At 43.2% G+C, this 12,132-nt stretch carries 13 protein-coding genes; 8 read left to right on the top strand and 5 right to left on the bottom strand.

Annotated elements, in window-relative coordinates; genetic code table 11:
- The first annotated feature begins 260 nt into the window (after window positions 1-260).
- From L1D31_RS10105 to L1D31_RS10085, 5 genes are all read left to right on the top strand, one after another.
- Window positions 261-1,058 (top strand): substrate-binding domain-containing protein, encoded by a 798-nt coding sequence (locus tag L1D31_RS10105; RefSeq protein ID WP_239836981.1) that lies wholly within the window; start codon window positions 261-263, stop codon window positions 1,056-1,058.
- Between the two features lie 14 nt (window positions 1,059-1,072).
- A complete protein-coding gene (locus L1D31_RS10100) occupies window positions 1,073-1,789 on the top strand; it encodes a hypothetical protein (RefSeq protein WP_239836979.1) in 717 nt (238 codons plus the stop codon).
- 7 nt (window positions 1,790-1,796) lie between these two features.
- The gene (locus L1D31_RS10095; protein WP_239836977.1) at window positions 1,797-2,318 is read left to right on the top strand and encodes an RNA polymerase sigma factor; all 522 of its coding nucleotides are present in this window, start codon (window positions 1,797-1,799) and stop codon (window positions 2,316-2,318) included.
- Window positions 2,303-3,055, top strand: coding sequence for a hypothetical protein (locus tag L1D31_RS10090; protein ID WP_239836975.1), 753 nt, complete (start codon window positions 2,303-2,305; stop codon window positions 3,053-3,055). Before L1D31_RS10095 ends, L1D31_RS10090 begins: the two co-directional genes overlap by 16 nt.
- Before the next feature lie 251 nt (window positions 3,056-3,306).
- Window positions 3,307-4,899: an ABC-F family ATPase gene (locus L1D31_RS10085; protein WP_239837369.1), complete on the top strand. Its 1,593-nt coding sequence runs from the start codon at window positions 3,307-3,309 to the stop codon at window positions 4,897-4,899.
- A gap of 67 nt (window positions 4,900-4,966) precedes the next feature.
- Here the strand turns inward: L1D31_RS10085 and L1D31_RS10080 are convergent, their stop codons facing one another.
- Window positions 4,967-5,422: a hypothetical protein gene (locus L1D31_RS10080; RefSeq protein WP_239836973.1), complete on the bottom strand. Its 456-nt coding sequence runs from the start codon at window positions 5,420-5,422 to the stop codon at window positions 4,967-4,969.
- Between the two features lie 709 nt (window positions 5,423-6,131).
- Here L1D31_RS10080 and L1D31_RS22665 point away from each other — a divergent pair.
- Together L1D31_RS22665 and L1D31_RS10070 are read left to right on the top strand one after the other, a co-directional pair.
- Entirely contained in the window at window positions 6,132-7,715 is a 1,584-nt protein-coding gene (locus L1D31_RS22665) for an FAD-binding protein (RefSeq protein WP_239836971.1), read from the top strand.
- Window positions 7,712-8,287 carry a hypothetical protein gene (locus tag L1D31_RS10070; protein ID WP_239836970.1) on the top strand — a complete coding sequence of 192 codons (576 nt, stop codon included), beginning with the start codon at window positions 7,712-7,714 and terminating at the stop codon, window positions 8,285-8,287. The genes L1D31_RS22665 and L1D31_RS10070 overlap by 4 nt, the downstream gene beginning before the upstream one ends.
- A gap of 47 nt (window positions 8,288-8,334) precedes the next feature.
- On the opposite strand, the gene L1D31_RS10065 is transcribed toward L1D31_RS10070, so the two are convergent.
- From L1D31_RS10065 to L1D31_RS10050, 4 genes are all read right to left on the bottom strand, one after another.
- Window positions 8,335-8,643 (bottom strand): AzlD domain-containing protein, encoded by a 309-nt coding sequence (locus L1D31_RS10065; RefSeq protein WP_239836969.1) that lies wholly within the window; start codon window positions 8,641-8,643, stop codon window positions 8,335-8,337.
- Window positions 8,633-9,346: an AzlC family ABC transporter permease gene (locus L1D31_RS10060; RefSeq protein WP_239836967.1), complete on the bottom strand. Its 714-nt coding sequence runs from the start codon at window positions 9,344-9,346 to the stop codon at window positions 8,633-8,635. Before L1D31_RS10060 ends, L1D31_RS10065 begins: the two co-directional genes overlap by 11 nt.
- A gap of 285 nt (window positions 9,347-9,631) precedes the next feature.
- The gene (locus tag L1D31_RS10055) at window positions 9,632-10,267 is read right to left on the bottom strand and encodes a DsbA family protein (RefSeq protein WP_239836965.1); all 636 of its coding nucleotides are present in this window, start codon (window positions 10,265-10,267) and stop codon (window positions 9,632-9,634) included.
- Window positions 10,261-11,130 carry an MBL fold metallo-hydrolase gene (locus L1D31_RS10050; RefSeq protein WP_239837368.1) on the bottom strand — a complete coding sequence of 290 codons (870 nt, stop codon included), beginning with the start codon at window positions 11,128-11,130 and terminating at the stop codon, window positions 10,261-10,263. The genes L1D31_RS10055 and L1D31_RS10050 overlap by 7 nt, the downstream gene beginning before the upstream one ends.
- A gap of 109 nt (window positions 11,131-11,239) precedes the next feature.
- Between L1D31_RS10050 and L1D31_RS10045 the strand changes: the two genes are divergently transcribed.
- Complete coding sequence (locus tag L1D31_RS10045) at window positions 11,240-12,112, top strand: LysR family transcriptional regulator (RefSeq protein WP_239836964.1); 873 nt, start codon at window positions 11,240-11,242, stop codon at window positions 12,110-12,112.
- Window positions 12,113-12,132: the final 20 nt, after the last annotated feature.

Raw genomic sequence — 12,132 nt, 5'->3', positions numbered from 1 at the left:
TGTCTTGAATCCATCATGGCTTTTCGCTAACGAAGAATCTTCACCCGCTTAACTAGCCAAGCTTACCACGTGTAACGTGATAATTTCTTGAGCTCGCTTAGCTTTGAGTGAATCTCTTTGTATCTGATGCGATTTGTCTTGTGGGGAAGGACGAGTTGGCTGGTTCACAAATCAAATATTAAAAAAATTCCAATTCTCTGCATCCAAACCATAAGTCTGCTCGTCTCTTGTCTGAATCTTTATTATTTCAAGGAGAAAACATGAAGCGTCATCTGATTTTGACCAGCTTAGCTATGGTGTTTGCAAGTACGTCCTCATTCGCATCACCAAAACTTGACCCGAATATTGTTCACCAGCCTCGAGATGGTGTGATTAATGTTTATGGCCCTGGGGGACCAGACACCGCTCTGCGTCATGCTGCAGAGGCGTTTACGAAAAACAGTGGCGTAAAGGTTAATGTCATCGCTGGGCCTGAATCTAAGTGGACTTTAGGTGCACAAAAAAATGCAGATTTGATCTTTGGGTCTTCTGAACAATCTATGAGTGCTTTTGTTGAAACTTACCCCTTTATTAGCCACCAAGATGTTGAACCTGTCTATCTACGTAGAGCGGTTATTGCAGTCCCGAAAGGTAATCCGAAAAATATTTCTGGCATAAAAGACTTATTAGATAAGCCATCGCGTATTGTGGTGACGGAAGGTCTCGGTGTCTATAACACATCAGGTACAGGTGTCTGGGAAGATGTTGTGGGACGAACAGGTTCATTGACTGATGTACAGAACTTTCGCAGTAAAATCATTGAGTATGCCAAGGGCAGTGGTGCCAGTTTTAAAGCATTTCAGCAACAAAATGCGGATGCTTGGATTACCTGGATACACTGGCCATTAAATCACAAAGATAAGGTGGATTTCGTTGAAATTGAGCCAGAACGCCGGATTTATCGTGATCTTACTTTAGCCAAAACCAAAGGAGCAGAGCCTCAAACTCAGGCATTCATTGATTTTGTTAAAAGTAGCGAAGGTAACCTCTTTTTTGCCCGTGAAGGCTGGACTCGATAGCAAGGATAAAGACAATGAAAACATTTTTAATTTCAGCGATGATCTTACTACCAAGTAGTTACACAATGGCTTCAACGCAGACAAGCGATACTGACTTCGGTAAGGTATACACCGATAGCGCAGGTAAATCCCTTTACACTTTTGCTAAAGATCCAGTGGGAAAATCCGTATGTGTAGATGACTGTGAGAAATTATGGCCACCATTATTGGCAGAAGGAGAGGATAGTACGCAATTTGCTGGACTTAGCGCGTTTAGTAAAATTACTCGTGCTGATGGGACCAGCCAATGGGCCATTCAAGGAAAACCACTATACCGATGGTTTAAAGATACTCAAACGGGTGACATAACAGGTGCAGGCGTCAAAGGTGTATGGCCACTTGCTCGTGCCGATGATGTGACAGTGAAGCTCTTTAATGATGGTCAACGGCGCTATTTGGTCGACAGCAGTAACCAAACGCTCTATACCTTCGATAAAGATAAAATGAATCAGTCAACTTGCTATGGGGATTGCGAAGTGAAATGGCCTCCGGCGTATGTTGATTCTAAGCTAACTAAAAAAGGGGTTGAAAACCTCAAGTTATCAGGTGGGTTCGGTATCGCTAAGAGAGATGACCAATCGTATCAGTGGACATTTCAGGGTAAACCGCTTTATCGTTGGTTTAAAGATAAAGCCCCCGGTGAAACCAGTGGTGACGGGGTCAAAAACGTCTGGCACCTAGTAATCCAATGAGGAAAGTGTGAGTACAGATAAACATCAAATAGGTTTACTGCTTTCCAGAGTAGCGCTTCGTGACAAACAGGCGTTCGAAGCGCTCTATCGGTTAACCAGTTCAAGGTTGTACAGCCTAATCCGGGGGGTTGTAAAAGACGACCAAGTTGCAGCCGACCTTCTTCAAGAAGGCTTCGTTAAACTTTGGTATAACGATGGAAGGTATCCTGTGGATTACCCTTGGGCTTGGCTTTGCCAGAGTATGAGGAATCTTGCTATCGATGAAGTCAGAAAACGCACCAGGAGAGGGGAGGAGCCTTTGCCCTTGTCGCTAGAGGAAGTGGAAATGAGCCACGTAACGACACCAGATACTGTGCTAAATCGATGTTTAGCCGCGCTCAGTGAAGACAAGAGAAATGTGATTGTTCTTGCGTATCGACATGGAATGAGTCATCAGGAGATAGTTCACCACGTAGAAACCCCTTTAGGTACCGTTAAGTCTTGGATACGCCGTGGTTTACAGGAGTTGAAACGATGTCTGACAGATTGACAAGCAGGCGTTATCAAAACTCTGAGTTAAGAGATAAGCTAGCGAGTGAATATGTGCTGGGAACTCAAACTCCTCGAGTAAGAAGAAGGCTGGAAGCACTCATGCTTTCTGACCCAACTTGGTGGGAGCATGTAGAATTTTGGCAGCAGCAATTGTCTGGTCTGAGCCCTTCGACAGTGTCTGGTGCCTCAGAGCATGAGTTTAAACCGCCACCTAAACGTGTTTGGAAACGCATCGCTGCTCATACCGTTAGTGCTCGCAGTGAGACTAAACGTATACGCTGGTGGTGGCTTCCAACTGGAATGGCGATGTCTCTGTTAGTTGGTGTTTGGCTGCAGCCAGTTTTACAGCACAGTTCTGCTCCCATTGAAGTTGCTCAAGTTCGCCCGGTTAACTACTTGGCTATGATGTCATCCGAAACGGAGAAGAATCATTTTGCGTTGGTGGCATACCAAGGCGATAAACCGGGTCAATCGAGCCTTCGCATGCAACGTAATCTAGGTATGGATGAAGTGCCGATGGGCCAAGCAATGGTCTGGATGAGAGAGGGAGAAACGGGCAAGCTTATATTGATTGATAGCCTGAAAAATGTAGAAGATGTTCGTTATATGTCGCCAGCAGAATGGAAGACGTTAAAGAGCAGTTCTGAATTGATAGTGACTGCAAGTCGTGATCCCCAGAGTGATGTTTTATATCGAGGACGATGTGTTGAATTGAGTGGTTGGAAATCAATTTAGTCCTTTATCCTTTAGGAATGGGTTGCTGAAAGGTGCCTTTAGTGATTCTCTAAAGGCACCTTTTTATTGTGCTAGAGGTTGGGAGCTACATCATTGGTGGTTATAAAATCAGCCTGAAAGAGTAATTGACCCCAACAATTGATGTAGTTCACAGTTCCAAGCTGTTATACTCTGCTCGATTTTTTATCTGTTTCAAAAAAATATTTTTCTATCTTTATGAATAGTATAGAGAAATGTAGGGGGATACTCTCATCATAAGTACGAATAACATCACGCAGCAATTTGGGGCGAAACCACTGTTCGAAAACATTTCAGTGAAATTTGGCGAAGGAAATCGTTATGGCCTAATTGGGGCTAATGGTTGTGGTAAGTCAACGTTCATGAAGATTTTGAGTGGTGAACTAGACCCGACAGGGGGTAACGTTAGTTACGATCCAAACGAGCGTGTTGCTAAGCTGAATCAGGATCAGTTCGCTTATGAAGAGTTTACGGTGATTGATACCGTTATCATGGGCTATAAAGAGCTGTGGAAAGTAAAACAAGAACGTGATCGTATCTATTCTTTGCCTGAAATGACCGAAGAAGACGGTATTAAAGTCGCTGAACTTGAAGTTGAGTTTGCAGAAATGGATGGCTACATGGCTGATGCAAAAGCCGGTGAGCTTCTTCTAGCTGTTGGTATACCAGAAGAACAGCATTACGGTTTGATGAGCGAAGTTGCACCTGGCTGGAAACTACGTGTACTTTTGGCTCAGGTACTGTTCGCTGATCCACATATTATGCTCCTTGACGAACCAACCAACAACTTGGATATGGATACTATCCGTTGGTTGGAAGAAACGCTTAACCAGCGTAACTGTACCATGATTATCATCTCGCACGACCGTCACTTCTTAAACTCGGTATGTACACATATGGCCGACCTAGATTACGGTGAATTGCGTCTATTTTCTGGTAACTATGATGAGTACATGGTTGCAGCTACTCAGGCTCGTGAACGTTTACTGGCTGATAACGCAAAGAAGAAAGCTCAAATCGCAGAGTTAAATACATTCGTTGCGCGCTTCTCTGCTAATGCCTCGAAGGCTAAGCAGGCGACTTCACGTGCCAAGCAAATTGACAAGATACAGTTAGAAGAAGTTAAACCGTCTAGTCGCCAGAACCCGTTTATTCGTTTTGAACAATCTAAAGAACTGTTCCGTAATGCGCTTATCATTGAAAACCTATCTCAAGGCTATGATGAAGATTTATTCTCAGGCTTCAATGCAATCTTTGAGGTGGGTGAGCGTGTAGCAATTATTGGTGAGAACGGTGTCGGTAAAACTACGCTTTTGAACACTCTCGCGGGTGTACTAGAACCGCGCGCTGGTGAATTTAAATGGTCAGAAAACGCTAACATTGGTTACTACGCTCAAGACCATGCACATGACTTTGCTGAAGACATGAACTTAATGGATTGGATGGGGCAATGGCGTCAAGAAGGTGACGACGAGCAAGTAATTCGTGGATTCTTAGGGCGTATGTTGTTTGGTCAAGACGACATTAAAAAGTCTGTAAAAGTGCTTTCCGGTGGTGAGCAAGGACGCATGCTCCTTGGTAAAATCATGATGCATAAGCCAAACATGCTGCTAATGGATGAGCCAACTAACCACATGGACATGGAGTCTATTGAATCATTGAATACGGCGCTTGAGCAATACAAAGGAACTTTGTTCTTCGTATCGCATGACCGAGTGTTTGTGGACTCTTTGGCTACTCGTATCCTAGAGATTAAAGATGGAAAGATTAACGATTTCCGTGGCACTTACTCCGAATTCCTAAAGTCGAAAGGAATTGATGGTTAACGATTTATCCTCAAAGAAAACCGCCTAACAAGGCGGTTTTTCGTTATATAGAGTAAAGCGTAAGTGGTTAGCGGTTGGTTTGTTCCTTGAATTCTTCATAAGCTTGCAAAGTATCAAAGTTAACCGAGAATACGCTCAACTTGGCAAGGCGGTCTGCATTTTCTATAAACTCAGAGTCTATTATCTGTTTTTGGCTCTTTAATAGATCATTCTCTCTTAATGAAAGATATAGATCTAACGGCTCACGGTTCCCAGTATTGATATAAACAAGGAAAGCTTGATACAAGTACTCTTTGTCAGCTTCTGCTACGCACAGTTGAAAAGCACGATGTTTCAGTGTTAACAACATTGTTTTAATCACTGGTTCAGACTGACTCTCAAGCCACTTATCACGCATATTCCCATTTATTGGCTGAACTGTCGAACACTCAGAAAACTTAGTATTTAAGTTGTCATACGCGGTCTGTACGTCTGCTAATGCGCTTGAGGACAACAGGATCAGGCTACTTACGAGTCGCATCATATACGCACTTCCAAAAGGTTTGTTCTTTATCGCTTGAGGTTAATCGTGAACTCAGGAGTATTACATGCTGTTGAAAGTAGACCACCTTCAGTGCTTTCAATTGTTAGGTAAGCGATTGTACTCATTGTTTCTATTCCTTGATTATTTTGAGCAAATCGTACCAATTTTTAACAGTGGGTGCACCGTTGCATAATGGCTACTAGATTGGTGAAAGTGTCGGTTTTCCGGGTGGTGTTTTTGTAACTAGGTGGCGCCATATCGAAGCTTCGTAAATTTCAGGATTGATAACGGTGCGCCCAAACTGTTTCAAGTTCTTAAAGAATCGATAGGCACCGTTATTATCGCCATAATAGGCAAGAAGCTGGCCTTTGACTTGTCTGTCTCGCTCGTATTGTCAAAGATGGAGAATCATCTGAATACTAGATGAGTGGTAAGGCATCATGAATAGGCTCACTATAGCTATAGAGCGCCTTTTCTTCTTACTCTGAACCTATTTCATCAATCACTCTTTCCAATCCTTACTTTTTATTCGTGCAGTCAATGTGAATGTTGTTATCTACTTGTTTTTGCTGAATGCATTCACCCCGCAAATATGTGTGTTGTTTGATATTTAAGCTGCTGAGATAATCCTGCTCCCAATAAGAACAGCAGAAGAAGCTATTGATTGAGAATTCAATAGTCTTGTTATTCACCGGTAAAGGAGCTACACGTGTCATCTGTTGCGGAACAGGTTGATTTACCTCAGCCAATAGAACTTCGCAGTGGCCTTGGTCACCATTCGCGTACCGTCCCCCAAATTCTCCATCCTGAGAACGATGTGGAGTTACAACAAACCATCAAGCAGGCTTACGTAAAAAAGCTATCTGTCTATCCCATCGGTAGAGGGAATAACTGGGGGTATGGTTATAAATCACCTGCCACTGATGGCTGTACACTACTCGACCTAAGTGGCATGAATCGTATCCTGAGCTTTGATGAAGAACTGGGAGTCATCGAAATAGAACCAGGTGTCACACAAGGTCAGGTGTCATCTTATCTTAAGCACACTCCATGGATGCTGGATTGTACCGGAGCAGGGCCAGATACAAGTGTAATGGGAAATGTACTGGAAAGAGGGTTTGGTCATGGTCCTGTGGGTAACCGAAGTCAACACTTTACCATCAGCGAGTTAATATTAGCCAATGGCGAAGTGATGAAGCTTAATCAGAGCGTGCGATACTGTGGTCGAGCGGGACTTGCTGCTAACCTTCACGAATTGTTCACCCAGAATAATATTGCGGTGATCAGCAAAATGAAGTTTGAACTGATGCTCAAACCTGAGTCCAGCTTACGTTGCCTCGTTCGTCTAAAGTCAGCCAATGATTTGCCCGCTTACATCGAAATAATGCGTCGCCTGAAATCAGAAGGTAGTATTGATGGGCTACCGCACTTGGGTAACACCTATCGAATGTTAACCATGATGGAACGATTCAATTTCGCCAAGTGGAGCACTGATGAAGGTGCTAACCTAGGGGATATTGAGTCACTGTGTAAGCAGTACAAGCTGACTCCTTGGTCGGGAGCCTTTGTTATTACCGGTACACATAAAATTGCCAAAGCAAAAGCCGCGCGTGTAAAAGCACTACTCAAATCGGTTGCGCAGGTGAATGTAGTTAGCCTATCCACATTGAAGCAGATGAATCAAATTGCTATTAGTGCCAACCGATTTTTGGGCCGTTTGCCTGTCTATCGGCGTCTACAAAATAGCCTTAATGAGTTTACTGAGATGATGGATATGTTAGAGGGGAACCCAAAAGATTTGGCTTTAAAAGGTTGTTATTGGCGTTACCGTGGCAACGTACCGGAAAAAATGAACCCCGTAGAAGACGGAGCGGGTTTTTACTGGGTTGCGCCAACGTTACCTATGCTTGGTGAAGAAGTAGAAAAGTGTATGCGTATTTCAAAACAGGCTTTTGATAAAGCAGGTTTTGAGTTTGGTGTAACTTTGACAGCCGTTAACGCATATATGTGTCAGGCAATAATCAGCATTTATTATGATGCAGGTAATCCAGACGAAGTGAGTCGAGCGACAGAGCTGGTAAAGAAACTTCGAACTCTCTATCAGCGTTATCAATGGCCTTGCTATCGACGTGCTGTCGATGAGATGCCATTCCGTCGCGATCACGAACTTGAAAAAGATGCATTAACGCTGCGTAGCAGAATCAAAGCCGCATTTGATCCTGACAACATTGTTTCTCCTGGTCGTTACCAAATGGATGTGTCTTATCCATTTACGATGGAGGATCAATCATGATCTTAAGGAGCAAACGTATCTCCAGTGATGAGGACTTTCAGGCGTTTGCCAAGCACTATCAATCGATATCAGGTAATAAAACTAGGGTCGAACATCTACAAAGTCGAACATGTGTGCGTGCATTTTTTGATACAAAAGGAGAGATGTGCGCAGGGTATTCAGTGAACTGCGGTAACCCTTTGGTCTATATGGCTGATTTACCAGCAGATATGAAGGAGCATCCCCTTCAATATGCAACGGAAAATATTGTTGAAGGTGGGGGGCTTTGGGTTGAACGAGCGCTTTCTGACTTTGAGCGTGGGTTTGTCTTTATTTATGCTAGCTGGGAAGCATATCGCATGAAGAAACGCTATTTCATGTCAGGTGCTCGTAACCCTAAAGTTGCCGAGAGGCAGAAGTACATTTACCCTCATGTCCTATTTGAAGGCCCAACTGAGAAGTTTGATTATGTCTGTATGCTATACTGCCGGCGTCAGTATATTCTCTTTCAGATTGGGCTCTTCATTTCGCGATACTGGATTGTTCAGCCGATTAAAAAATGGTTTAGAAGTCTGAAAGCAGTGACCACCTAAGTGGAATTTATCAAGAGCCTGTAAAAGGCTCTTTTCAGCTAGGTACGCTACAAGGACCGTGTTAGCGCTGCCAACAAAATCCCAAATGTGATTGATAAAAGTGGCCTTTTCAAAACTAGCGTGCCAATGGCGGTCACTAGCAAAGCAACTTTAGCTCCTATGTCTCCAGTAATAAATAATGGCGCAATAATCGCTACTAGCACTGAGCCCGACATGGCGGCTATAAATTGTTGTACTCGCTGACTAATTGGAATGTAGGACATCACGTATATACCACCCCAACGTGTAATGATGGTTACCACAGTCATGATGGCAATAATCGCCAAAGTGCCAAATTCTGTTGTCTCAATGTTCATTGTTTTTATCTCCTACCAGCACTCCAGCAATACCCCCAGTCAGTGCTCCTACAATCACGTGGGCATTCTCTGGTAGGTACAAATACGCGATAATCGATGAGAATGCAGCAGATACCCAGATAATGTAGATGCCATGGTCTTTGTTACCCTCAAGCACCATAGTCAGTAGAAAGCAGCCCATTACCATATCAATACCATAAGCTGCTGGGTTTTGAATTGCGTTACCAAAATAAACACCAACCCAAGTACCAATAATCCAGAAAATCCAAAGCGCTAGACCTCCACCAAACAAAATTCCTAGTCCTTTTGAGTGGTCATTATTAGCAAACGCTTTCATGGACATCGCCCAGTTAGCATCTGAAGCAAATAGCATTACGCTGTAACGTGGTAAAGCTTTCATTGTTCTGATATGAGGGTATAGCGTTGCCCCGATCAGAAGATGGCGAGCATTAATCGCAAATACCGTGATAGCCAAAGGAATAATAGGGACTTGCACGCCCCAAAGGTCTAACGCACCAAACTGAGAAGCGCCTGCAAATACCAGAGTGCTCATCCACAAAGCTGAGGATTCACTTAGACCGACCTGAACGGCAGCTAGACCAAAAGCTGTACCAAAGACCACAACAAATATTGAGATCGGTAGCAAGCTAATAAAGCCTTGTTGTACTGATTGATACTCTAGTTTTAGTTCTTTTTCGAGCATGTAATTAGCCATTTTTTGAGTAATAAGAATTGAAATAAACAGTAAACTGAAATGATGCAATCGAAAAGCGAATAATTCAGAATTCACTCATTTTAAAATCGAATAATGATCCGTTTGACGCCATAAATTAGCAGCTAACAACAGGATTGCGTTTGTGTTCTTGACTCTGTGTGGTGTGTCTGAAATGTTGAGGAGGGAGTGTGAATGGAAGCCATTGTTCATCGCAAACACAGACTTCCAAAGTTTTAAGAGCTTATACGTGTTGTTAAGATAGTGAAGGTGACCTCAGCTCGTTCCATTAAGCAGTGTATGCTCTAAATGTTGCAGCCACAATGCTGGGTTCCCGTAGTAGTCACTGTGTGGCAGGCTTATATACTGTCCGTCTGATTCAGCGACAAAAGTCGGGTAGCTGGTTACATTTAACGCCTTCATAAGCTGCTTTGAAGCTTTAATTTTAGCTATTTCTGGCTGCTCTTGATTTGCGAGTGCCTGATGCCATTCTACTAAATTTCCTCCTAGATTCTGCATGACCTTAGCAAGTATTGCTGGCTGAGTTACATCGCTGCCATCGAAATAATGTGCCCGTTGAATCTCCTTCAAACTCTTCAAAGATGAGATCCCAAGGGATTCTGCAAGCAAGATAGCTCTTGTTGGTAAGAAAGAATCAAGAATGAACTCTTTGTTACTGGCTACCTTGCTTAGGTATGATTCACCGAACTTGGCGTCTGTCTGCTCTGAGATATGCTTGTCGCTGTGTAAAATATGTTGTCGAAAATCAGGTTCGACAGAGCGATATGACACCATACCACCAGGGTGCAAGCAAAGGTCAAAATGTGTATGATTTTCAATCATTTCCATTAGTGGGGTGGCGCCGTAGCACCAACCACACATTGGGTCGTAAAAAACGTGAACTTTTACCACTCCATTTCTCCTTTGTGAACTTTTGCACCAATACTTAGAGCCACGGGTAACGCCGCTTCAGCGTATTTTTCATTCATTTTTTCAATCAGCTGCTCGCTGTTTTCAGTGGTTTGCTTTGCTTGCTTAAAGTCTTTTAAATACTGCTGAGAATATTGAATAGAATCCGCATCTAACTTTGTACCCGATAGCATATGTCCTGGGACAACAACTTCAGGTTTTAGTGACTGTATTTCATTCAATTGTTTAGACCAAAGCGCTTGGCTATCATCACTTTGAGCATCGGCCATCCACAAGTGAAGGTTCGTACCATAGATTGAAACATTTCCTAGCACCGCTTTTTCAGAAGGGATCCATAGATATGGTCGATGGGCAATGTCGCCATCATTACCATGGATTTCAATGGTATGACCGTCAATGGTTAAATTAGAGGCCGTATAGGCATCTGGAATGTAAGGTTTTACTGGCGCGTTAGCTCCCATACGAGGTGCCCAAACTTTCAGTTTGGTTGGTAGCTTTTCCTCAATGACTTTTCTCACAGCAGGTGTTGTAATGATTTGAGCCTCTGGGAATAATTCATGGAGAACTTCCGCACCAAAATAGTAATCAGGGTCTGCCTGACTAATAAAAATAGTTTTCAGGGGTTTTCCTGCGTCTAGAACCTTGGCTGCAATGCGAAGAGCATCTGCTTTTGTAAATCCAGTGTCGACGACCATCACTTCTGTGTCTCCGACAATGAGTGTTGAATTGACGTAGAAACTGTTTTGATCAGCACTGTAAACATCAAAAGTGAGGTTCGATTGTTCTGCAGCATAAGTGTGAGTTGCAATAAGCATTGAAGCCGCAAGTAATGTCAGTTTTTTCATCATTCTCTCCATTAACATGGTTGTGTGTGGACGGGAGAATAGTAGGGCATTGACCTGTTCTGAAAAATATCACAAAGTTAACAACATTATTTCTTAAATCGAGCATATTATGGATAGAGTGACTGCAGCAAAAGTGTTCATTGATGTCGCACAGTCGGGAAGCTTTACCGCCACAGCTGATAGGTTAGACATGTCGAGGCCAATGGTGACAAGATATGTTGAAGCGATGGAAGATTGGCTAAATGTACGGCTCTTGCATCGTACGACAAGGAAAGTCTCTCTCACTACTGCAGGAGAAGCGTGCTTTAAACAGGTTGAGCAATGGCTAAACCAGGCTGATAAGTTATTGGCTATTACGGATACCGCTAATGAGCTAACCGGAACGGTGAGAATCGCGACCAGCATGTCGTTTGGTTTTGCCAAATTAGTACCTGCAATTACTGATTTTATGAATCTGCACCCCAAAGTCAGCATTGATATCGATCTTCAAGATTCAGTAACCGATATGGCAGACAACCAAATTGATTTGGCGATCAGAATTGCTTCTAACCCAGATCCCTCCTTGATTGGTAAGCCCATTGCTGTGTGTGATTCTGTGATTGTTGCTTCCCCGAGTTATGCTAAACAAATACAAGTCAGTGAACCAGAAGACCTCTCTCAGCTGCATTGTTTGGGTTATAAAAACTTTCAGCGCCATGTATGGCATTTAAGTAAAGAAGCAGAACATCGCGCGGTGGAAGTGCAGTGTCAGTTAACAGCCAACGAGGCAACTGTTTTGCTGCATGCGGCAATTAACGGAGCGGGATTAGCGGTTCAGCCGAGATATCTAGCTGATGAGTATCTTGCAAGTGGCAAGCTTGTCGAAGTGCTTCCTGAATGGAAACCTCAACAAATGAAGGTCTACGCTTTGTATTCTTCTCGAAAGCACTTGTCGGCAACAGTACGCTGTCTTATCGACTTTTTTGAACAGTATCTTTCCTAGATAAACTAACTGAGCAAGCC

Origin of the sequence: Vibrio sp. Isolate23, assembly GCF_022398095.1 — a bacterium.
GTDB classification, from domain to species: domain Bacteria; phylum Pseudomonadota; class Gammaproteobacteria; order Enterobacterales; family Vibrionaceae; genus Vibrio; species Vibrio coralliilyticus_A.
This window is presented reverse-complemented; position numbering and strand designations above follow the sequence as displayed.